The sequence below is a fragment of the Cyanobium sp. WAJ14-Wanaka genome (assembly GCF_024345375.1).
In the GTDB taxonomy this organism is placed as follows: Bacteria; Cyanobacteriota; Cyanobacteriia; order PCC-6307; family Cyanobiaceae; genus Cyanobium_A.
This window is the reverse complement of sequence record NZ_JAGQAZ010000002.1, coordinates 454,827-475,907: the sequence shown is the minus strand read 5'-3', so window position 1 is coordinate 475,907 and position 21,081 is coordinate 454,827. Positions and strand designations below refer to the sequence as shown.

20 protein-coding genes and 1 pseudogene are annotated in these 21,081 nt (G+C 62.4%); 8 read left to right on the top strand and 13 right to left on the bottom strand.

Annotated features, from left to right (window positions below):
* Positions 1-29: 29 nt before the first annotated feature.
* From rpaB to KBY49_RS09035, 5 genes are all read right to left on the bottom strand, one after another.
* Entirely contained in the window at positions 30-833 is an 804-nt protein-coding gene (gene rpaB, locus KBY49_RS09055; protein ID WP_254934458.1) for a response regulator transcription factor RpaB, read from the bottom strand.
* Between the two features lie 164 nt (positions 834-997).
* Complete coding sequence (locus KBY49_RS09050) at positions 998-2,326, bottom strand: ABC transporter substrate-binding protein (RefSeq protein ID WP_254934457.1); 1,329 nt, start codon at positions 2,324-2,326, stop codon at positions 998-1,000.
* A complete protein-coding gene (locus KBY49_RS09045) occupies positions 2,323-2,889 on the bottom strand; it encodes a rod shape-determining protein MreD (RefSeq protein WP_254934456.1) in 567 nt (188 codons plus the stop codon). Before KBY49_RS09045 ends, KBY49_RS09050 begins: the two co-directional genes overlap by 4 nt.
* Complete coding sequence (gene mreC, locus KBY49_RS09040; RefSeq protein ID WP_254934455.1) at positions 2,886-3,632, bottom strand: rod shape-determining protein MreC; 747 nt, start codon at positions 3,630-3,632, stop codon at positions 2,886-2,888. The genes KBY49_RS09045 and mreC overlap by 4 nt, the downstream gene beginning before the upstream one ends.
* Positions 3,633-3,637: 5 nt before the next feature.
* On the bottom strand, positions 3,638-4,684 hold the full coding sequence (locus KBY49_RS09035) for a rod shape-determining protein (RefSeq protein WP_254934454.1): 1,047 nt from the start codon (positions 4,682-4,684) through the stop codon (positions 3,638-3,640).
* Positions 4,685-4,811: 127 nt separating this feature from the next.
* Between KBY49_RS09035 and KBY49_RS09030 the strand changes: the two genes are divergently transcribed.
* Entirely contained in the window at positions 4,812-5,210 is a 399-nt protein-coding gene (locus KBY49_RS09030; protein WP_254934453.1) for a single-stranded DNA-binding protein, read from the top strand.
* 5 nt (positions 5,211-5,215) lie between these two features.
* Here KBY49_RS09030 and KBY49_RS09025 read toward each other — a convergent pair whose 3' ends face one another.
* Positions 5,216-5,851: a DedA family protein gene (locus tag KBY49_RS09025; RefSeq protein ID WP_254934452.1), complete on the bottom strand. Its 636-nt coding sequence runs from the start codon at positions 5,849-5,851 to the stop codon at positions 5,216-5,218.
* A gap of 8 nt (positions 5,852-5,859) precedes the next feature.
* Positions 5,860-7,287, bottom strand: coding sequence for an adenosylhomocysteinase (gene ahcY, locus KBY49_RS09020; protein WP_254934451.1), 1,428 nt, complete (start codon positions 7,285-7,287; stop codon positions 5,860-5,862).
* Positions 7,288-7,409: 122 nt separating this feature from the next.
* On the opposite strand from ahcY, the gene tsaE reads away from it, so the two are divergent.
* Complete coding sequence (tsaE, locus tag KBY49_RS09015) at positions 7,410-7,862, top strand: tRNA (adenosine(37)-N6)-threonylcarbamoyltransferase complex ATPase subunit type 1 TsaE (protein WP_315857021.1); 453 nt, start codon at positions 7,410-7,412, stop codon at positions 7,860-7,862.
* On the opposite strand, the pseudogene mutT reads toward tsaE, so the two are convergent.
* From mutT to mgtE, 3 genes and pseudogenes are all read right to left on the bottom strand, one after another.
* Positions 7,859-8,245, bottom strand: a pseudogene (gene mutT / locus KBY49_RS09010) (8-oxo-dGTP diphosphatase MutT); the annotation flags it as partial. The gene tsaE and the pseudogene mutT overlap by 4 nt on opposite strands.
* Before the next feature lie 25 nt (positions 8,246-8,270).
* On the bottom strand, positions 8,271-9,290 hold the full coding sequence (locus tag KBY49_RS09005) for an RpoD/SigA family RNA polymerase sigma factor (protein ID WP_254934647.1): 1,020 nt from the start codon (positions 9,288-9,290) through the stop codon (positions 8,271-8,273).
* 109 nt (positions 9,291-9,399) lie between these two features.
* Positions 9,400-10,776 carry a magnesium transporter gene (gene mgtE, locus KBY49_RS09000; protein ID WP_254934450.1) on the bottom strand — a complete coding sequence of 459 codons (1,377 nt, stop codon included), beginning with the start codon at positions 10,774-10,776 and terminating at the stop codon, positions 9,400-9,402.
* A gap of 90 nt (positions 10,777-10,866) precedes the next feature.
* Here mgtE and KBY49_RS08995 point away from each other — a divergent pair, with 90 nt between their 5' ends.
* Entirely contained in the window at positions 10,867-11,352 is a 486-nt protein-coding gene (locus KBY49_RS08995) for a glutathione peroxidase (RefSeq protein ID WP_254934449.1), read from the top strand.
* A gap of 20 nt (positions 11,353-11,372) precedes the next feature.
* Here KBY49_RS08995 and KBY49_RS08990 read toward each other — a convergent pair whose 3' ends face one another.
* Positions 11,373-11,699 (bottom strand): SH3 domain-containing protein, encoded by a 327-nt coding sequence (locus tag KBY49_RS08990; RefSeq protein WP_254934448.1) that lies wholly within the window; start codon positions 11,697-11,699, stop codon positions 11,373-11,375.
* Positions 11,700-11,704: 5 nt separating this feature from the next.
* Entirely contained in the window at positions 11,705-13,663 is a 1,959-nt protein-coding gene (gyrB, locus tag KBY49_RS08985) for a DNA topoisomerase (ATP-hydrolyzing) subunit B (RefSeq protein ID WP_254934447.1), read from the bottom strand.
* 114 nt (positions 13,664-13,777) lie between these two features.
* On the opposite strand from gyrB, the gene miaA reads away from it, so the two are divergent.
* The 5 genes from miaA to KBY49_RS08960 all read left to right on the top strand — a co-directional run bounded on the left by miaA (position 13,778) and on the right by KBY49_RS08960 (position 18,223).
* Positions 13,778-14,686, top strand: coding sequence for a tRNA (adenosine(37)-N6)-dimethylallyltransferase MiaA (gene miaA, locus KBY49_RS08980; protein ID WP_254934446.1), 909 nt, complete (start codon positions 13,778-13,780; stop codon positions 14,684-14,686).
* 63 nt (positions 14,687-14,749) lie between these two features.
* Positions 14,750-15,322 (top strand): translation initiation factor IF-3, encoded by a 573-nt coding sequence (gene infC / locus KBY49_RS08975; protein WP_261346442.1) that lies wholly within the window; start codon positions 14,750-14,752, stop codon positions 15,320-15,322.
* 74 nt (positions 15,323-15,396) lie between these two features.
* The gene (locus KBY49_RS08970) at positions 15,397-16,386 is read left to right on the top strand and encodes a GntR family transcriptional regulator (RefSeq protein WP_254934445.1); all 990 of its coding nucleotides are present in this window, start codon (positions 15,397-15,399) and stop codon (positions 16,384-16,386) included.
* Between the two features lie 22 nt (positions 16,387-16,408).
* Entirely contained in the window at positions 16,409-17,167 is a 759-nt protein-coding gene (gene cysE, locus KBY49_RS08965) for a serine O-acetyltransferase (RefSeq protein WP_254934444.1), read from the top strand.
* A 15-nt stretch (positions 17,168-17,182) separates the two neighbouring features.
* A complete protein-coding gene (locus KBY49_RS08960) occupies positions 17,183-18,223 on the top strand; it encodes a glycosyltransferase (RefSeq protein ID WP_254934443.1) in 1,041 nt (346 codons plus the stop codon).
* Here the strand turns inward: KBY49_RS08960 and secA are convergent, their stop codons facing one another.
* Complete coding sequence (gene secA / locus KBY49_RS08955) at positions 18,224-21,049, bottom strand: preprotein translocase subunit SecA (RefSeq protein WP_254934442.1); 2,826 nt, start codon at positions 21,047-21,049, stop codon at positions 18,224-18,226.
* Positions 21,050-21,081 lie beyond the last annotated feature (32 nt).

Sequence of the window (21,081 nt, the reverse complement as noted above, 5' to 3'; positions counted from 1 at the left end):
GATCAGCTGGGTCCATCCTGCAGGAGCACTCAGCCGGCGCTAGCCAGGGCCGCATCGCCCATGCGCTGGGAGGCGTAGCCGGTGCCACGCACGGTGAGGATCAACTCAGGATTGCGGGGATCGGGCTCGAGCTTGCCGCGCAGGCGGGCCACGTAAACATCCACGACCCGCAGGTCGGCGGCACGGCGCGGCGGATAGCCCCAAAGCTGCTCAAGGATTTCTGCCCTGGGAACCACCCGGCCTGGCTCGCGAAAGAGCAGCTCTAGCAGGCTGAATTCGGTATAGGTGAGGGCAATGCGCTCGCCATCGCGGGTCACCTGGCGGCGGTTGGTGTCGACCACCAGATCGCCAACCCGCAAAACACCACTGCCGGCAGGCACTTCCCTGGGCTCGTTGGCGGCGGAGCCCCGGCCCACCCGGCGCAGGATCGTGGCAATGCGGGCCTCCAGCTCCTTGGGGCTAAAGGGCTTGGGCAGGAAGTCATCGGCGCCTAGGTCGAGGCCAGAAACCCTTTCGGCAATGGCATCGAGGGCGGAGAGAAAAATGATCGGCACGCAGGATTCAGCCCGCAACCGCCGACAGACCGCAAAGCCATCGAGCTTGGGCAACATCACATCGAGCACCACCAGATCGGGCTGCTCCTGGTGGAAAAGGGTGAGGGCCTCCTCGCCGTCTTCTGCGCAAACCACCCGGTAACCAGCCAATTGCAGGCGCATCACCAGCACCCGGCGCACGGCCGCCTCGTCGTCGACCACCAGCACGGTTGCCTTGGCATCAGCACCCCCATCTGCCCCTGGAATCTGGCCCTGATTCAGCCTTTCCTCCAGGAGCATCTAGTCGGACCCGCGATTAAGAATCACAACATTAGCCTGCAGCCCCTCTTACGGTCATCCCCCAAAGCCTCTCCAGCAGAGGCGATCTAGGCAGATTTAAGGATTTCTTCAGGAACCGAACTGCCGATTCTTTGCTGTGATTTCCATTTAATTCACCAATTAATTCACCAGCGGGCGCTGGCATAGAGATTCCACTGGTGCTCCGCCGCGGCCAGGGCCGCATCACTGGAGAGCTCTCCCAACATTGCCCGCTGCAACTGGGTGTAGAGGATCGCCTGCAGGCGCTTCACCCCGGGGATGGAGGGCACCAGCACCTTGGCGTAACGCAGGGTTTGGGCAGAAAGCAGGCGCGCCTTTTGGACCAAAGGCCCCGATGAACCCGGCTGATCCAGATCCTTTTCGAGCTCCTCTAGGGCTGCCACTGCTGAGGGCAACACCCGGGCCTGCTGGGCAAAGGCGAGTTGGTTGGGGGCGTTGGTGAGCATCAGGCCAAAGCTGATCGCTTCAGGGGCCATGGCACTTTGCTTGGGCACCGCCAGGTTCATCATCGCCACGTTGGCGTCACCACTGGCACCCAAAAGCGGCGGATAGGGGGCCGTATGGGCGGCAACGCCGGGGGCATTGGTTTGCAGATTGGCGAGGAAATCCGGGCCCGTGGCCACCTGGGCCAGGTCCCCCGCTTGATAGAGCTCCACCGCCCGCCGATAGCCCTGGCTGACCACCTCCTTGGGCAGCAAACCGCGGCGGTAGAGATCACTCCAAAAACCAAAGGCCTGGCGCCCTGCCGGGCTGTTGAAGGCGGCTTGGTGGTCGCCATCCAGCAGCTGCACCCCCATCTGCACAAAGGTTTCCAGCAGCTCGGCCGAATCGTCGGGCACCACTGAGATGAAGAGGGCGTAGCGACCGGTGCGCTTGCGCATGACCTGGGCGTAGGCCGGCACCTGCTCCCAATGGCTAGGTGGCTGCTCCAAACCCGCCTGCTCCAGCAGGCGCCGGTTGGCCATGGTGATCCGGGTGGTGAGATACCAGGGCAGGGCGAATTGGGCGCCAGCCGCCTGGCCCGCCTGCCAGATCTGGGGCAAATAGGTGGAGGCTGCGCCGGAGGGGAGCAGGGGCATGAGATCCAACAGGCCGCCCTTGCTGGCCAGGTTGGCGGCAAAGGGGGGATTGAGGTTGACCAAATCGGGGGCAGTACGGGCAAACACCGCCGCCAGCAATTTGCGCTCGGCCGAGCCCCAGGGCACATCGGTCCAGCGCACCCGCACCCCGGGATTTTGGCTTTCCCAGGCCTGGATCACGCCATTGATGTAGCCGTTGAACTTGGGGGCCAGATCCAGGGTCCACACATTCAAGATGCGATTCCCGTCTGCTCCCGGGCCGGCCCCGTTACCACCCTTGCCCCGGCCACAACTGGCCAATGCCGCTGCCGCCGAGCCGCCGGCCAGCAGGGCCATTAATTGGCGCCTACTGAGACGTTGCACTTGCTGATTCATTGCTTAGGTAAGGGTGAACGGCGCCCACCCAGGCTCTTGCGGCGCCAGAACAGCAGCTGCAGGGAGCACAAAGGCGGGGCCAGTAGGGCCGTAAGCAGGGTTTGGGCAAACCAGGTGTAGGTGGTCTGGTGGAAAGCCTGACTGAAAAGCTGGCCAGGGGGTTGGCCGGCCCAGCAGAAGGCCACCAGCTCCTGAACCAGCACGCTGAAACCCAACAGCAAACTGCCCAGCAGGGCCAACAGACCCAGGCTGAAACTGCGCTCAATTGGCAAGCCCTTACTGCCCAAGCGACCCCACCACCAGCCCAGGAGTAGCAGCGCCGGCACCTGGCTGCTGAAGCCCAAGTGCAGGCCATCAAGCAGCAGGGCCAAACCCAGGCCCGCCAAGGCCCCCGCCAGCGGTCCGCCAACCAGGGCCCAAGGCAACAACCACAGCACCGACCAGGCCGGGGCCACACCCCCCAGCTTCAGCAGCCAGGGCGAGGCCAGGCTGAGAAAGGGCACCACCAGGGCCGTGGCCAGCCACCAGCCAGGCCCCTGGGCGATCCGGCCCCAGCCAGTCATCGCTCACCCACCAGCACCTTGACCCAATCGAGGGCATCGGAGCGCACCGCCAACTGCACAATCGCCTCTGGCGCCGGAGATGCCAGGCCGTTTACCGTTTGGACTACGCCAACGGCGATGTTGGGGGGCACCAGGCTGCTGGCCGGGGAGGTGAACACCAGATCACCGGGCCTCACGCCCGGATCCTTCTCCACAAAGTGCAGCACGGACCGGCCGCTGCCCACCCCCACCAGCAAACCCTGTTGGCGGGTGCGGGGCACCCAGACGCCCACATGGCTACGGCGATCGGTGAGCAGGGTGACGCTGGAGGTGGTGGGGGTCACGCTGGCCACACGGCCCACCAGGCCCCCGGGCGCCAGCACCGAATCGCCGGGGCTCACACCCTTCAGGGAGCCTTGGCCGATTAGCAGTTGCTGCCACCAGCCACCGCTATCCCTGGAAATCACCGGGGCCTCGAGGGAGCCATTTGCTGAGGATCGCAACTGAAGAACTGCCCTCAGCCGGTCGTTGTCGGCCTTGAGCTGTTGCAGCTGGCCCTGGTCCTCGAGGCGCTGGGCCTGCCTCACCCATTCACCCTGGGCCGTTCCTGGCCAAAAGGGGCGACTGAGCAGGGCATAGGCATCCAAAATCCCGGCCCCCTTGCTGAGCCGAATCCCCACCAAGGCCAGCAACAACACCGCCCAAGGCCAGGCCTGGCGGATCTGCCGCAGGGGCGGAAGGCGAAGCCTGCGGCCGGCCGGCATCAAATTCAGGTGGAATGGCGGGCGAAGTCAGGGGTATCGAGCACCCTCTGCAGCCGGACGTAGTCCTCTAGGACCATGCCGCAACCATTGACGACGCAAAGGAGGGGGTCTTCCGCCACATGGGTGAGGATCCCGGTCTCGTGGCTGATCAGGTCGCTGATGCCGCGAACGAGGGCACCACCGCCCGCCAGCATGATGCCGCGATCCACGATGTCGGCGGCCAACTCGGGTGGGGTGCGCTCCAGGGTCCGTTTCACCGCTTCGACGATCACGTTGAGGGGCTCGGCCATGGCCTCCCGGATGTCTCCGGCGCGCACGTTGATGGTGCGGGGTAGGCCCGAAAGCAGGTGCAGGCCCCTCACATCCATGGAGGTGTTGTCGTGGGCGTCGTCGCGGAAAGCGGAACCGATCCGGATCTTGATGTCTTCTGCAGTGCGCTCGCCCACTACCAGGTTGTGGACCTTCTTGAGATAGACGCCAATGGCATCACTGAGCTCATCGCCGGCAACCCGCACCGACTCACTCATCACCGTGCCACCCAGGCTGAGCACAGCCACTTCAGTGGTTCCGCCGCCGATGTCCACAATCATGGTGCCGACGGGCTCGGTGACGGGCAGGCCCGCCCCAATGGCTGCCGCCACGGGCTCATCGATCAGGTGCACCTCGCGGGCACCAGCCAGGCCTGCTTCACGCACGGCACGACGCTCGACGCCGGTGACCCCACTGGGGATGCCAATCACCAAGCGGGGGGCGACGATGCCGCGGCCCTCGTTGCCCTTCTGGATAAAGGCCTTAATCATCTGCTCGGCCGCATCGAAGTCGGCGATGACGCCATCGCGCAGGGGCCGAATGGCCCGGATATTGCCCGGAGTGCGGCCCAGCATCAACTTGGCCTCGTTGCCCACGGCCAAGGGCACGCCGCGCTCCAGATCCAAGGCCACCACTGAGGGCTCCTGCAGAACAATCCCCTTCCCTGACACGTACATCAGGGTGTTGGCCGTTCCCAGGTCGATACCGATATCGCGCGAGAACTGGAAACGACGGAAAAACACAGAAAACCTGGTCTGTAGCCCTAAATCATACGGCGGTGGTACAGCCGGGCTTAAGGGTGGAACTGATGTTGCGTGGCTCCCTAACCGGGTGCCGCATCATTAAGTCAATCGAACAGGAGACAACGCCATGGGCGTCAATTCCATCACCCTCGTGGGCCGAGCAGGCCGCGACCCCGAAGTGCGCTACTTCGAATCGGGAAGCATGGTCGCCAACCTCACCCTTGCGGTGAACCGCCGCAGCGCCAACGACGAACCGGACTGGTTCAACCTGGAGGTCTGGGGCAAGCAGGCCCAGGTAGCCGCGGACTATGTCCGCAAGGGCTCCCTGGTGGGGATCATCGGCAGCTTCAAGCTCGACCGCTGGACCGATCGGGCCAGCGGCGAAGAGCGCACCAAACCCGTGATTCGGGTTGATCGGCTCGAACTGCTGGGCTCCAAGCGCGATGCCGAAGCAGGCGGCGGCAGCGACGGCAATGCCGGTGGCTTTGGGGGCGGTGAGCCCAGCGAAGAAGAAGTGCCCTTCTGAACCAGTTAGGTGCTGGAGTTGCGCTGTTTCCAAAGGCGCAGCCCCAGCCAGGCCACCACAGCCAGAATCGCCAAAGCAATCAGCTTATTTACCAAGCCCTCCACAGGCTTGATCGCCAGGAGCACCTGTTGCCAGTTGCGGCCCAGGGCCCAGCCGGCAGTTGTCAGGGCCAAGTTCCAGACCAGACTGCCGGCCGTGGTCCAAAACAAAAAGGGGCCAAAGGGCATCAGCTCAACACCCGCTGGCACAGAAATCAGGGTGCGGATAGCTGGAATCAGCCGTCCCCAAAACACCACCGCAGCACCGTGGTTCTTGAACCAGACGCGGGATTTATCAAGATCCTCCACAGACAGGCCCACCCAGCGACCATGGCGGGCTGTCCATTGTTTGAGGCGTTCCTCATTCACCAGCCGGCCAATGCCATACCAGGGCAAGGTCCCAAGCACCGTGCCAAGTAGACCTGCTAGCACCACACCCACAAAATTGAGGTGCCCCTGGCCCACATAAAAGCCAGCCAGGGGCATGATCAGCTCCGATGGAATCGGAGGGATCACGTTCTCAAGCACCATCGCCGCAATGATTCCCAGGTAACCCCATTGGGTCACCAGTTGCCCCACAAAGCCATTGAGGTCATGAAGCATGGGATTGCTCAGTAGCGGTAGTGGTCCAGTTTGTAGGGACCGGCCACCGGCACGTTGATGTAGGCGGCCTGCTCGGAGCTGAGCTCGGTGAGCTTGGCGCCGATCTTCTCGAGGTGGAGGCGAGCCACCATCTCATCGAGCTGCTTGGGCAGCACGTAGACCTCCTTGGCGTATTGGTCGCCCTTGGTGAACAGCTCGATCTGGGCCAACACCTGGTTGGTGAAGGAGGCGCTCATCACGAAGCTGGGGTGGCCGGTGGCGCAACCCAGGTTCACCAGCCGGCCCTCGGCCAGCAGGATGATCTTGTTGCCGCTGGGCAGCACGATGTGGTCCACCTGGGGCTTGATGTTGTCCCAGGGGTACTGCTTGAGCGAAGCCACATCGATCTCGTTGTCGAAGTGGCCGATGTTGCAAACGATCGCCTGATCCTTCATCTGGATCAGGTGCTCGTGCTTGATCACCTTGAAGTTGCCGGTGGCGGTCACAAAGATGTCGACATCACCCACCACGTCGTCGAGGCGCACCACCCGGTAGCCCTCCATCGCCGCCTGCAGGGCGCAGATCGGATCGATCTCGGCAATCATCACGGTGGCGCCAAGGCCCCGCAGCGACTGGGCCGAACCCTTGCCCACGTCGCCGTAGCCCATCACCAGGGCCACCTTGCCCGCCACCATCACATCGGTGGCGCGCTTGATCGAATCCACCAGCGACTCACGGCAGCCGTAGAGGTTGTCGAACTTGCTCTTAGTGACTGAATCGTTGACGTTGATAGCGGGGAAAGGCAGTTCGCCGCTCTTCTGCATTTGATAGAGACGTGCCACACCAGTGGTGGTCTCCTCGGTGACGCCCTGGATGTTGGCGTAGATGCGGGAATAGAAGCCGGGCTGGGCAGCCAGCTTCTGGCGAATGCTGTTGAAGAGGGCGGTCTCCTCTTCGTTGGAGGGGTTGTTGAGAACGGAAGGATCCTTTTCAGCCTTGGTGCCAAGCACCACCAGGCCAGTGGCATCGCCGCCGTCGTCGAGGATCATGTTGGGCGTGCCGCCATCGCCCCACTCGAGGATGCGGTGGGTGAAGGCCCAGTACTCATCAAGGGTTTCACCCTTGTAGGCGAACACCGGAACGTTGGCGGCCGCAATCGCGGCGGCGGCGTGGTCCTGGGTGGAGAAGATGTTGCAGCTGGCCCAGCGCACCTCAGCACCGAGAACCGTGAGGGTCTCGATCAGAACGGCGGTCTGGATCGTCATGTGCAGGGAACCCGCGATGCGGGCGCCCTTGAGGGGTTGGCTGGCGCCGTATTTGGAGCGCAGGGCCATCAGGCCAGGCATCTCGGTTTCGGCAATTGCCATCTCCTTGCGGCCGAAATCGGCCAGGCCAAGGTCGGCGATCACATAGGTACTGGTGCTCTGCAGGGCAGGAGCAGTGGGGGAAGCCACCATGGTTTTTTTTAGGGGGGATCAACTCTCTCCCGGCTGGGAGGAGTGGGAAATATCTGCAGAGACGCCGAGGCTTCGGGCTCGCTTAAGGCCAATCTAACTTGGTGAATAGCGGCTAGCGCGAGCTGGATTCCCTGAAGCGCCACCTGGCCAATGCGGCGGCAACCCAGGCCCTGGGGGCCGAGCTGGCCCAGCTGCTGCCCGCTGGAGCCCTACTGCTGCTGTTTGGCGATCTTGGAGCCGGCAAAACCTGCCTGGTGCAGGGTCTGGCGGTGGGTTTGGGCATCGAGGAGCCGATCACCAGCCCGACCTTTGCCCTCGCCCAGCACTACCTGGCGCCCGATGGCGGTGGCGCCCTGGTGCACCTGGATCTCTACCGGCTGGAGCAGGCCGCCGCCGCCGACGAACTCTTTGCCCAGGAAGAGGAGGAGGCCCTGGCCCTTGGGGCCCTGCTGGCGGTGGAGTGGCCCGGACGGCTCAGCCGCCTGCCCCAGGCTTGCTGGAGGATCCAGCTCAGCCTGGCCGACGCCAATGATCCAGAAGCGGGCCGGGTGGCGGAATTAATTACCCCTTTTTAATTACCCCTAACTAAAAGCAGGGCCTCAATTATCTGGGCGTTGGCTGCTGGGAAGGGGTAATCGCCAAGCTGCTCAGGCCGCACCCAGCGCACCTGTTGGGATGCCAGGGGCTGGGGCTCACCGCTGAGCCAGGTGCACAGGTGAACCACAAAGCGCAGCTTCTTTGGGCCGTAGGCGTGCTCCACCACGATCAGTTGGGCGCCCACCGCCACCTCGATCGCCAGCTCTTCGGACAGCTCCCGGCGAATCGTCTCAGGGATTGCTTCTCCAGGCTCCTGCTTGCCGCCCGGAAATTCCCAGAGCCCACCCAGCAGGCCGCCTTCGAGGCGCTGGTCGATCAGCACCTCACCGGCCCGATTGAGCACCACCCCAACGCCGATCAGCCGATAGGTCACTGGAAATTGGGACTCAGCTGGCTACGTAGGCCTCAACCGCATCGCTAAGGCGACGCAAACCTGCCAGGCCATCACGCTCCAGGTTGCGAACCCGATCACGGCTAATGCCCAGGATGCGGCCAATGCCGGTGAGGCTCATCGGTTCTTCCAGGCCAATGCCAGCCGCTATGCCAGCCGCTATGCCGCCATTCATGCCGGCCGCACCAAGCTCACTGCCCGTATCGATCCCATAGCGCATCTTTAAAACCCTTCCCTGCAGCTCTGGCAGTTGCTCCAGCAACGCCCGCAGGTCTCCCTTCAGGCATTCACCGTTCAGTTGATCCTCTGGCAGTTCACCATCACCCGCCAGTAAATCCAGCAGTTCGGTGTCGTCGCCATCTCCCACCTTCGTTTCCAGGCTCACCGGTTGGCGCGCCCGGCACAGCAGGTCCTTCACCTCCTCCTCAGGCAGCTCCACGTAGCTCGCCAACTCCGTCACCGTTGGGGTACGGCCCAGCTCCTGGCTCAGTTCCCGTTGGCCCTTTTTCAGCTTGTTCAGGGTTTCGGTGATGTGGATCGGCAGGCGGATTGTTCTGCTCTTCTCAGCAATCGCCCTGGTGATCCCCTGGCGGATCCACCAGTAGGCATAGGTCGAAAACTTATAGCCACGGGTGGGGTCAAATTTCTCCACTCCCCTCACCAGGCCGATCGTTCCCTCCTGGATCAGATCCAGCAATTCCATATTCCGCTTGGTGTACTTCTTGGCCACACTCACCACCAGCCGCAAATTGGCAGCCACCATCCGCTCCTTGGCCCGGCGACCGCCCTTTAAACGCTTCTTTAAAAGGGCAGCCTCCATGCCCGCAGCAGCAGCCAGTTGGTCCTGGCTGGGCTTGGCACCAAGCTTCTGCTCCAAGTCCTGTTCGATCTCCTCAATCGACATGAGCTCCTGCACCTGGCGGCCCAGGGTGATCTCCTGCTCATGGCTGAGCAACGGCACACGGCCGATGTCACGCAAATAGGAGCGCACAAGGTCGCCATCGACATGGGGCATCTGGCGATCGGCTTTTAGAGGGGCTACGGCGACAACCACTGGACTGGCCCTTGAAGATGTGTGAAGCCTAACCTAAAGAAGTGTGAAGCTCTCTCATCTTGCCTCGGCTTTAAGCATATTTGCTCAAAAGCCAGGTGGCGGTCTGCAGATAGATGAATACCCCGGCCACGTCCGTGGCCGTGGCGATGAAGGGCGCCGACATCAGGGCCGGATCAAGGCCAATCCGATCAAAGAGCAGGGGCAGGGCCGATCCGGCGGTGGCCGCCAGGGTGGTGATGGCCACCAGGCTGAAGCCAGCGGCGCCGGCGACGATCCAGCTGTGGGACACATAAAAAGCCCAGGGCACCACCACCAACACCATCAAAAGGCCCAGCAGCGCCCCTGCCACCGACTCCCGCCAGATCACCTGCCAATGGCCCAGGGCCTGGATGCGCTGGGTACTCAAGCCCCTAATCACCACGGTGGAGCTCTGGGCGCCCACGTTGCCACCGGTGCCGATCAACAGGGGAATGAAGGCCGCCAGAAGCACCACCTGCTTGAGCACGTGGTCGTTGGAGGCAATTACTGCGGCGGTGCCGCTATTGGCCAATAGCAACACCAACAGCCACAACACCCGCCGGCGGGCAACGGTAAAAAGGTTGCTTTGGAAGTAGTCGTCATCGTCACCGGCCTGCACAGCACCGGCGGCGTAGAGGTCGCGGGTGGCCTCCTGCTCGATCACGTCAATCACGTCGTCGACGGTGACAATCCCCACCAAGCGCTCCTCGCGGTCCACCACCGGCACCGCCAGAAAGTCGTAGCGCTGGATTGCCCGGGCCACCTCCTCCTGGTCGGTTTCGGTGGAAACGCTCACCACCTCGCGGGTCATCACCGCACCGATGCGTTGGTCGGGTTCGGCCACCACCAGATCCCGCAGGGAAAGAATGCCCGTGAGGTGGCGGGAGGCATCGGTCACGTAGAGGCTGTAAACCGTTTCGGTTTCACGGGCCCTACAGCGCACGATCTCCAGGGCCTGGGCGGCGGTTTGCACCTCCTTGAGGTCGATGAATTCGGTGGTCATCAAGCGACCTGCCGTTTCGGCCTGGTAGCCCAAAAGCTCGGCCGTAATCCGCCGCTCCGCCGGGCTCAGCTCGGCCAACAGCCGCCGCACCACCTTGGCGGGCAACTCATCAAATAGACGCACCCGATCATCCGGCGACATCTCCTCGACCAGCTCAAGCACCTCGCCGGACCGGAGCCGTTCCAGCAGGCTCTGCTGGACAGAGGGCTCGAGGTATTCGTAGACGGCAATGGCCTCATCCTTGGGCAGCAGGCGAAAGGCCAGGGCCTGCAGGGTGCGCGGCAGGCTGCCGATCGCCTCTGCCGTATCGACCTCCTGCACCGGTTGGAGCAGCAGCTTTGCCCCGTCATAGTTGCCCACCTGCAGGAGGGCCTCCAGCTGCTGGGCCACCACCTCGGCGACCTGGGCCCCATTTGCTTCGCTCATCAGCCTGGTGCACCCGTAAGCACGAGTTTATGGAGCGGTGGCTAGGGTCGATTTTCCCAGAGCCGCGGCAGTTCCCCTGCCCCAACCCAGATGAGCAGCCTGCAAAACCCTGTTTCCGTAAGTGATGTGGCGGTGCGTGATGCCCAAGGGGCGGAACGCAAGCTCGGTGAATGGGGCGGCAAGGTGTTGTTGATCGTGAATGTGGCAAGCCGCTGCGGCTTCACCCGCCAATACGCCGGCCTGCAGGGCCTGCAGGAGAGCTACGGCCCCCAGGGATTTGAGGTGCTGGGCTTCCCCTGCAACGATTTTGGCGCCCAGGAGCCGGGAACCATGGCCGAGATCCAGCAGTTCTGCAGCACCACCTACGGCGCCAACTTCAGCCTGTTTGAAAAGGTGGAGATGACCGATGAGCCCTACACCACCCTGACCAAGGCCGAACCGGCCGGTGCCGTGGCATGGAACTTTGAGAAATTCCTGATCGGCAAGGACGGCAGCGTGCTGGGCCGCTACAAGAGCAATGTGGAGCCCGATTCCGCCGAACTGAAGGCCGCGATCGAAGCTGCCCTAGCTGGTTAGTTAGCTGCCTGGTTAGGCCCTTAAGCCGGCAACCAGCCGCGGCGGGCCAGGCCGGCCCGATCAGCCAGCTCGACCTGTAGCCAGCGCTCACCCCCTGGGGCCTGCCAATGCCGCAGCACCCTCAGGGGGGCGTCCGCCCCTATGGCCGCCAGGACGGGGGCCTGCTGGCGGGGAGCACAGAGGAGCTGGGCGGGGGCCTCGCTCAGCAGGGGTTCCATCGTCGATTGACGGCGCCGCACCTCAGGTTGGCGCCGATCGGCACCACCTGCGGGCAAGCCAGCCGGAGCCAACAGGGCAAAACCCAACAGGGCCACCCAGCGCCATGCCGGGATGGGCCGGAGCTGCAAAGGCCTCAAATGTCGAGCTGGGCGAGATCCAGCGAGGCACTGTGGGTTTCGATGAACTCGCGGCGGGGGGCCACCTTGTCGCCCATCAGGATTGTGAAGATCCGGTCGGCCTCGAGGGCATCTTCAATTTCCACCCGTTTCATCATGCGGGTGGTGGGATCCATGGTGGTTTCCCAGAGCTGCTTGGGCATCATTTCGCCGAGGCCCTTAAAGCGCTGGATCGTGTAGTTGGCCTTCTCGCCAAAACCCTCGATCGTCTTTTTTAGATCGCCTTCGTTGTAGCAATAGGTGTGGTTCTTACCGCGCTCAACCTTGTAAAGCGGCGGGCAGGCGATGTAGATGTAGCCGCCTTCCACCAAGGCCCGCTGGTAGCGGAAGAAGAAGGTAAGGATCAGGGTACGGATGTGGGCGCCGTCAACGTCGGCGTCGGTCATGATCACGATCCGGTGGTAGCGAAGACTCTTTTCATCGAATTCTTCGCCCTTAATGCCCAGGCCCAGTCCAGTGATTAGGGCCTGGATCTCGGTGTTTTTGTAGATCTTGGCGTCGTCGGTTTTCTCAATGTTGAGGATCTTGCCCCGCAGGGGGAGGATCGCCTGGAAGCGACGGTCGCGGCCCTGCTTAGCGGAGCCGCCAGCGGAGTCGCCCTCCACGATATAGATCTCAGATTCGCTTGGATCGCGGGAGCTGCAATCGGCCAACTTGCCCGGCAGGGTGGAGCTCTCCAGCACCGATTTGCGGCGCACCAATTCCCGGGCCCGGCGGGCGGCTTCAGCAGCATTGAAAGCCTGGATGGCCTTCTCAAGGATCAAATCAATTACGCCTGGATTGAATTCCAGGTATTCGGCCAGGGCCTCACCCACCAGGGTGTCAACAATGCCCCGCACTTCGGTGTTGCCCAGCTTGGTTTTGGTTTGGCCCTCAAATTCCGGATCCGGAACCTTGACCGACAACACGGCTGTGAGGCCTTCGCGGATGTTTTCACCGGCCAAGTTGCCATCGGCCTCCTTGCGCTTACCGCGCTTTTTGGCAAAGGTGTTGAGGGTGCGGGTTAGCACCGTTTTGAGGCCCTCAATGTGGGTGCCCCCATCCACGGTGCGGATGTTATTGGCAAAGCCTAGAATGCTGTCGGAGTAAGCATCAACGCACCACTGCAGGGCGGCCTCCACCTGCACGCCCTCCTTTTCGGAGTTCACATAGATGATGTCGGGATGGAGGGGATCCTTCTCGGCATTCATGTACGCCACGTATTCCTTGATGCCGCCCTCGTAGCAATAGATCTCCTCATGGGGAGAGCCATCGGCGCCGCGGGCGCTGGCTCGATTGTCCTGGAAGATGATCCGCACACCGCCATTGAGATAGGCGAGTTCCCGGAGGCGCGAAGAGAGGGTTTGGTAATCAAATTCAATGCCGACTGAGAAGATCTCGATATCGGGCTTAAAGCAAATAGAAGTACCAGTGCGGCCCTTGTCGCCGGGGGCGGATTTAAGGATGTCGATCGGTGCACCCCGCTCGAAGCGCTGGGTGTGCACCTGGTCTTGGCGGTGCACCGTGACCTCCACCCACTCACTAAGCGCGTTGACCACCGAGACGCCCACACCGTGCAGGCCGCCGGACACCTTGTAGCCACCGGATCCAAACTTGCCACCCGCGTGGAGCACGGTCAGCACCGTTTCCAGGGCGCTCTTGCCGGTGCGCGGGTGAATGTCGGTGGGGATGCCGCGGCCGTTGTCGGTAACTGCGCAGGATCCATCCTCGTTGAGGACCACCAGGATTTGGTCGCAATGGCCGGCTAGGGCTTCGTCGACGGAGTTGTCGACCACCTCATAGACCAGGTGGTGCAGACCGCGGGGACCGGTGGTACCGATGTACATCCCCGGCCGTTTACGGACCGGTTCCAGGCCCTCCAGCACCTGAATCTGCTCGGCGCCATAGGCGGCTTGGACTTTGCTGGCGTCGCTCATGCAGGAAGATTTCCCCAGGGATTTGGCATCAGGACAGCGAAATCCCGGGGCAGGACTAGCGAGGAATGGTTTTTCAGAACCTTCTTCGATGGCCAATTTACCACCGGCAAACACGTGCAGACCACCTCACCACTTGTGATCGTGCTGCTGGGGCCCACCGCCAGCGGCAAGACCGCCCTGGCCATCGAACTGGCCCAGGCCCTGGATCTGGCGGTGCTGAACGTGGATTCGCGCCAGCTCTACCGATATATGAATGTGGGCACGGCCAAGCCCAGCCCCGAGCAGCAGGCCCTGGTGCGCCACGAGCTGCTGGACCTGCGCGATCCAGACGCACCGATCAACCTGCAGGAATTTGCAGCCCTGGCCGGCCCCGCCATCGAGGCCGAGCTGCAGCGCAGGGGTATGGCCCTGCTGGCCGGCGGCAGTGGCCTGTATCTCAAAAGCCTGACCCAGGGGCTCCAACCGCCTGCGGTGCCCCCCCAGCCGGAACTGCGCCAGCAGCTCAGCATCCTGGGCCAGGCCAGCTGCCACCAACTGCTTTGCCAGGCCGATCCCGTCGCCGCCGCCCGGATTGGTGGCGCCGATGCGGTACGCACCCAACGGGCCCTGGAGGTGATCTATGCCACCGGCCGCAGCCTCAGCAGCCAGCAAACCCACCAGGCGCCGCCCTGGCGGGTGCTGGAACTGGGCCTAAATCCGGCAGACGGCCAGGGGCGCATCGCCCAGCGCACCAGGGCGATCTACGGCGAGGGGCTGTTGCCAGAAACCCAGGCCCTAATCAGCCGATTTGGGGCCGAGCTACCCCTGCTGGAAACGATTGGCTATGGCGAGGCCAAGCTAGTGCTTTCAGGGGATCTGGCCGAAAGCGAGGCGATTGCACTCACCGAGCAGCGCACCCGCCAATTAGCCAAGCGCCAGCGCACCTGGTTTCGCCGCCAACATCAGCCGATCTGGCTGGAGGGCGCAGAACCGAGCCAGCAGTGCAACCAATGCCTGCAAGAAATCGCACGCGTTCTAGGCTGAGTTGTTGCTACGTGGCTTTGTCGGCCACTTTTGTGGCGCAACAGCCAACCTTCGCCCCCCTGAATGCCTCCTCGTCCCCGGTTTGACCGTCGTGCTCCCGTGCGGGAGCTGCCCAACATCAACGACCGCATCAGCTACCCCAACCTGCGGGTGGTGGATGCAGACGGCAGCCAACTGGGGGTGATCACTCGGGAAGAGGCCCTTGAGGTCGCCAAGGACCGGGAACTGGATCTGGTGCTGGTGAGCGAAAAGGCCGATCCACCGGTTTGCCGGATCATGGATTACGGCAAATACAAGTTTGAGCAGGAAAAGAAGGCCAAGGAGGCCAAGAAAAAGTCGCACCAGACCGAGGTCAAGGAGGTCAAGATGCGCTACAAGATCGACTCGCACGACTATCAGGTGCGGATCGGTCAGGCAAGCCGCTTCCTCAAGGACGGCGACAAGGTGAAGTGCACGGTGATCTTCCGCGGCCGGGAAATCCAGCACACGGCCCTGGCCGAAGTGCTGCTGTACCGGATGGCCAAGGACCTCGAAGAAAACGCCGACGTCCAACAGACCCCCAAGCGGGAAGGTCGCAACATGATCATGTTCCTCAGCCCCCGCAAAGGCTCCGCCAGCAAGGCTGCGGCCGAATAGGGGCCAAAGCGGCAATTGTCACCAGGGCCGAAGCTTCGTATGGTGGCCACCAGCCCATCTGGCCCAACCCCGGCGTGCGATTCCACATCCAGCAGGAAAGCGACATTCCGGCGTCGACCCAGCTGTACAACCAAATCTGCTTCGCCATCGCTGCCAGGCACTACCCGCCCGGCCATCGCTTGCCCAGTACGCGCCAACTGGCGATGCAGACGGGCCTGCACCGCAACACGATCAGCAAGGTTTACCGGCAGCTGGAGACCGATGGCGTCGTGGAGGCGATGGCCGGCTCGGGCATCTACGTGCGCGACCAACAGAACCCGCGCGAACTAAAAGCCCCTCCAGGCCCCCGCAGCCGGGCCCTGCCAGACATCGACAAGGACGTGCGCCAAAGTGTGGATGGCCTGCTCAATGCGGGTTGCACCCTGCAGCAGGCCCGCGATCTATTCACCCGGGAAATCGATTGGCGACTGCGCTGTGGCGCCCGCATCCTGGTGAGTACCCCCAGGGAAGACATCGGCGCCTCGATGCTGATCGCAGAGGAGCTCACACCCCACCTGGAGGTGCCCGTGGAGGTGGTGCAGATGGAGGAGCTCGAGGCGGTGCTCCAGGCATCCAGCAACGGCACCGTGGTGACCAGCCGTTATTTTCTCCAGCCGGTGGAGGAGATCGCCAAGCGCCATGGGGTGCGGGCGGTGCCGGTGGACCTCAACGACTTCCGCCACGAGCTGGATTTACTCAAGGAACTGCGCGCTGGCAGCTGCGTGGGACTGGTGAGCATCAGCCCCGGCATCCTCAGGGCCGCGGAAGTGATCCTGCACAGCCTGCGGGGCAGCGAACTGTTGGTGATGACGGCCAGCCCCGATGGGGGCAGCCGCCTGCTGGCCCTACTGCGGGCCTCCAGCCACGTGCTCTGCGACAGGCCAAGCCTGGCCCTCGTGGAGCAAAGCCTGCGCCAAAACCGCAGCCAGCTGATGCGCATGCCCGTGGTGCACTGCGCCCAGAGCTACCTAGGGGAGGCCACCATTGATGCCCTGCGCAAGGAAATAGGGCTGCTGCAGGGGTAGGCCACACTCCAGACTCCTCACCATGTTCAATGCCCTGCGCGCCGATCTGGCGATCATCAAGCAACGGGATCCGGCCGCCCGCGGCACCCTGGAGATCCTGCTTTGCTATCCGGGGCTCCATGCCCTGTCGCTGCATCGCCTGAGCCATTGGCTGTGGGGCAGCCGCCTGCCCCTGCTGCCCCTAGCGGCCAGGCTGCTGGCCCAGTTGGGCCGATTTATCACGGGGATTGAGATCCACCCCGGGGCCCGGATCGGCCAGGGCGTGTTTATCGACCACGGCATGGGGGTGGTGATTGGTGAAACGGCGGTGATCGGTAACCAGTGCCTGCTGTACCAGGGGGTGAGCCTGGGGGGCACGGGCAAGGCCCACGGCAAGCGCCACCCAACCCTGGGGGAAAACGTGGTGGTAGGTGCCGGCGCCAAGGTGCTTGGCGCGATCAGCGTGGGGGCCAATACCCGCATTGGGGCCGGCTCGGTGGTGGTGAAGGATGTGGCCGCCGACAGCACGGTGGTGGGCATACCTGGCCGGGTAATCCACCAAAGCGGCGTGCGCATCGATCCCCTGGCCCACTCGGCCCTGCCCGATACGGAGGCCAATGTGATTCGCAACCTGATGGAGCGCATCGATGCCCTGGAAGGCGAGCTGGCCCGCACCCAAACCTGCCTGCGGGAGCTGGCGGCTGGCCGGCCACTAATGGAAGACTGCCGGGGCGCAGCCCAAAACCTCAAGGACCGGGAGATCCTTGAGTTTCTAGGCGACAATCAGGGCATTACGGGCTGAGGCTAAGCTTCAGCAATGAAGTACACCAAAATAAACATGGACGAATCTGCAATGGAAGCAACAATTAAAGTGTCAGTGTTAGTGGTATCACGGAGCACTGACCTGCTCAATCAAATGCTTAAAAGCCTAGAAGCAGGCTACACGGGCTCAGCCGACTCCATTGAGGTGATAATTTCATGGAATGGCACAGCAGAAGAGGAAGCCCTAATTAATTCAGGCCCATTTGGGGCAGAGATTGCCAACCGAAAGCCATACCACTTTGCTAGCAATATTAACACGCTGGCCCACAAAGCCACCGGCGATGTGCTGATCTTTGCCAATGATGATCTGATTATGGATCCAGGCTCAGTGGATGCGGCAATCAATCGCTTGAATACTCAACCTGAGGTGGGGATAGTTGGCGCTCGATTGCGCACAAGCTCAGGCCAGCTCGCCCATGCAGGAATCCATTTCACTTCCGACGGCCGCCCGTATCATCAGCTAGGGCTCTTGGTAAATGAACACCATCAAGCAAGCCAAAGGGAAAGACTGGTGCCAGCGGTTACCGGTGCATTCTTTGCCATGCGCAGAACTGAATTCCTGGGAATAAAACTCGATGAAAATTTCCAGGTTTGTGGAGAAGACGTTTTGCTCTGCCTGAAAACACGCACTCAGCTAAATAAAGACGTGCTTTATTGCCCTGCGATGGCCGGCATCCACGACGCAGAAACCACCCGCCGCCAACAAGCCGAGCAAGAAGCAAACCCGCTCGACATGCAGAAGATGAGGGAGGGCTGGCTAGAAATGGTTCAACTGGCCAGCAATAAAAGCCTGGGGATAGAATTAAAGGCCGCTCAGCATGAGGCAGAAGACCTTAGAAAACGCTGTTTAGGGCTAATGAAGTTAGAATCAGAGAATTTGCTTTTAAAAGCACAGATTAAAATCCAGAGCTGCCAACTAGAGGCCTTACATACAAAACAGTCGCTGGAGCTATCCCTAAAAGAGGGAGAAAGCAAACGTCTTCAATCCCGCATTCAGCAGCTTGAAAACCAGCTTGAGCACTCTGGCCGCCAATAATCAGGCCGTTGCTCCCTCAGGCGCCGCTGTCGGCGCCGGCTGGAACATGAACATCGAATAGATCACGTTGCGGCGCATCTGGGTCATCATCTCGAGGAACATGTCGTAGCCCTCATTTTTATATTCAATTAGGGGATCCTTCTGGCCATAGCCCCGCAGACCCACCGATTCGCGCAGGGCCTCCATCGCCTGGAGGTGCTCCCGCCAGAGGGTATCGATCTGCTGGAGAATGAAGAAGCGCTCGGCCTCGCGCATCAAGCCTGGGCGCTGCTGGTCTATTTGGCCTTCCTTGATGTCGTAGGCATTGCGCAGCTGCTCTTGGAGGAAGGCCTTTAGCTCCTCCATTTGCAAGCCCTGTACCTGGTCTGGGGTGAGATCTTCGAGGAGATAAACAAACTCCTTCACCTTCGACAAAAGATTGCCCAAATCCCACTCCTCTGGCGGCAGGTCGGGATTTACATAGGCCTCCACGATGTCTTCAATGGTGCGCTCGCCGTAGCCGATCACCTGCTGCTTGAGCTCGCGGCCCTCCAGCACCCGGCGGCGCTCGGTGTAAACGGCCTTGCGCTGGTTGTTCATCACTTCGTCGTACTCAAACACCTGCTTGCGGATGTCGTAGTAATAGGTTTCAACCTTTTTCTGGGCCCCCTCCAGGGAGCGGGTGAGCATGCCCGATTCGATCGGCATGTCTTCCTCCACCCGGAAGGCATTCATCAGGCCCGCCACCCGATCGCCGCCAAAGATGCGCAGGAGGTTGTCTTCTAGGGAAAGGAAAAAGCGGGTGGAGCCGGGGTCGCCTTGGCGGCCGGCCCGGCCCCGCAGTTGGTTATCAACCCGGCGGGATTCGTGGCGCTCCGTGCCGATCACATGCAGGCCGCCGGTTTCGCGTACGCGGCCATCTTCCTGTTTGACGACGGCGTCGTATTCCGCCTTCACCAGGGCAATCGATTCGCGCAGGGCCTGGATCTGGGGATCGTCGGTGGGGGCCTTTTCAGCCGCCTGGGCAATGCGATCCTCCAACTCCAGCAGGGTGAGGGCCCGATCACCCCAGGCCGCCACCAACTGCTTGGTCAAGGCCAGCAGGCCGGCACTTACTTCTTCGCTAAGCACACAGGGATAGAGACCTCCCATGGTCTTCGCCTCCTTGGCGGGGCGGCGGGCCGGGATCGGCCGATGTTCGTTTTCTGGGCGCACCAGCTGGGGCAGCAACTGCTCGCGCACCTTCAGGCGGGCCATGTAGTCGCTGTTGCCGCCGAGAATGATGTCGGTGCCCCGGCCAGCCATGTTGGTGGCGATGGTCACGGCGCCGGAGCGTCCGGCCTGGGCAATGATTTCGGCCTCCCGCTCCACGTTTTCCGGCTTGGCATTGAGCAGGTTGTGGGGGATTTCTTGCTCCGCCAGCAGGGCCGACAGCAGCTCGCTCTTCTCAACGCTGGTGGTGCCCACCAGCACGGGCCGGCCATCTTTGTGGATCGCGGCGGTTTCATTGGCCACCGCCTGCCACTTGGCGGGTTCGGTTTTGTACACCTGGTCGGTCCAATCGGCGCGGGAGCGCAGCCGGTTGGTGGGCACGATCGTGACCTCGAGCTTGTAGGTCTTCTCGAATTCCACCTCCTCGGTTTTGGCGGTGCCGGTCATGCCGGCCAGGCGCGGATAGAGCAGGAAGAAGTTTTGATAGGTGATCGAGGCGAGCGTCTGGGTTTCGGGCTGGATCGGCAGACTCTCCTTGGCCTCGATCGCCTGGTGCTGGCCATCACTCCAGCGGCGCCCGGGCATCACCCGCCCGGTGAATTCATCGACGATCACCGCATCGCTGCCGCGCACGATGTAGTTGACGTCCTTAACGAAAAGCTCCTTGGCCTTGAGGGCATTGGTGATGAAGTGGGCCCAGGGGTCGGCGGGATCAAACAGATCAAGTACGCCAATCAGCTGTTCGGCCTTGGCGTAGCCCTCATCGGTGAGGGTGCAGCTGCGCTGCTTTTCATCCACCTCGTAGTCGCCTTCCGGGTCGATGCCGTCCTTGCCCATCTCCTCAGAGCGCTGCAGGGCAGCCGCCACCTCCGCCGCCTTTTGGTATTTCTCCTGGGGCCGCTCGATTTGGCCGGAAATGATCAGGGGGGTGCGGGCCTCATCGATCAGGATCGAGTCGACTTCGTCGATCACGCAGTAGTTGGGCTGGCGCTGCACCACCTCGGCGATGTCGCTCGCCATGTTGTCGCGCAGGTAATCGAAGCCCAGTTCCGAGTTGGTGGCGTAGGTGATGTCGCAGTTGTAGTTGGTCCGCCGGGTGGCGGGGTCCATGTCCTGCTGGATCAGGCCCACCGAAAGGCCCAGGAAGCGATGCACCTGGCCCATCCACTCGGCGTCGCGGCGGGCCAGGTAGTCGTTGACCGTCACCACGTGCACACCCCGGCCCGAGAGGGCGTTGAGGTAGGCCGGCAGGGTGGCTACCAGGGTTTTGCCCTCGCCAGTCTTCATCTCGGCGATCTGGCCCTCGTGCAGCACCATGCCGCCGATCAGCTGCACATCGAAGTGGCGCATTCCAAGAACCCGCTTGCCGGCTTCCCGCACCACGGCAAAGGCCTGGGGCAGCAGCTCATCGAGCACCTTGCGCTCCCGCTCGAGGGTGGCCTCAGTGCCCAGACCCCGGTTTTGGCAATCCAGCTGCAGGGCGGCGAGCTTGCCGCGAAACTCCACGGTGAGGCCCCTCAGTTCGTCGTCTGAGAGGGGCGCGATCTCCTCCTCCAGCAGGCTGATGTCGGAAACCAGGGGCTGGTAACGCTTCAGCTTGCGGGCATTGGGATCACCCAGCAGGAGCTTGAGCATGGAGAGGGCAGAGGTGCGCTTTTGCCAGCCTA

Excerpts from the sequence above, each read along its gene's own strand:
- rpaB (WP_254934458.1), bottom strand. The coding sequence starts at position 833 with ATGCTCCTGGAGGAAAGGCTGAATCAGGGCCAGATTCCAGGGGCAGAT.
- secA (WP_254934442.1), bottom strand. The coding sequence starts at position 21,049 with ATGCTCAAGCTCCTGCTGGGTGATCCCAATGCCCGCAAGCTGAAGCGT.
- mgtE (WP_254934450.1), bottom strand. The coding sequence starts at position 10,776 with ATGAGCGAAGCAAATGGGGCCCAGGTCGCCGAGGTGGTGGCCCAGCAG.
- gyrB (WP_254934447.1), bottom strand. The coding sequence starts at position 13,663 with ATGAGCGACGCCAGCAAAGTCCAAGCCGCCTATGGCGCCGAGCAGATT.
- KBY49_RS09025 (WP_254934452.1), bottom strand. The coding sequence starts at position 5,851 with ATGCTTCATGACCTCAATGGCTTTGTGGGGCAACTGGTGACCCAATGG.
- KBY49_RS09045 (WP_254934456.1), bottom strand. The coding sequence starts at position 2,889 with ATGACTGGCTGGGGCCGGATCGCCCAGGGGCCTGGCTGGTGGCTGGCC.
- KBY49_RS09005 (WP_254934647.1), bottom strand. The coding sequence starts at position 9,290 with ATGCCCCATGTCGATGGCGACCTTGTGCGCTCCTATTTGCGTGACATC.
- KBY49_RS09050 (WP_254934457.1), bottom strand. The coding sequence starts at position 2,326 with ATGAATCAGCAAGTGCAACGTCTCAGTAGGCGCCAATTAATGGCCCTG.
- KBY49_RS09030 (WP_254934453.1), top strand. The coding sequence starts at position 4,812 with ATGGGCGTCAATTCCATCACCCTCGTGGGCCGAGCAGGCCGCGACCCC.
- ahcY (WP_254934451.1), bottom strand. The coding sequence starts at position 7,287 with ATGGTGGCTTCCCCCACTGCTCCTGCCCTGCAGAGCACCAGTACCTAT.
- KBY49_RS08995 (WP_254934449.1), top strand. The coding sequence starts at position 10,867 with ATGAGCAGCCTGCAAAACCCTGTTTCCGTAAGTGATGTGGCGGTGCGT.
- KBY49_RS08960 (WP_254934443.1), top strand. The coding sequence starts at position 17,183 with ATGAAGTACACCAAAATAAACATGGACGAATCTGCAATGGAAGCAACA.
- infC (WP_261346442.1), top strand. The coding sequence starts at position 14,750 with ATGCCTCCTCGTCCCCGGTTTGACCGTCGTGCTCCCGTGCGGGAGCTG.
- mreC (WP_254934455.1), bottom strand. The coding sequence starts at position 3,632 with ATGCCGGCCGGCCGCAGGCTTCGCCTTCCGCCCCTGCGGCAGATCCGC.
- cysE (WP_254934444.1), top strand. The coding sequence starts at position 16,409 with ATGTTCAATGCCCTGCGCGCCGATCTGGCGATCATCAAGCAACGGGAT.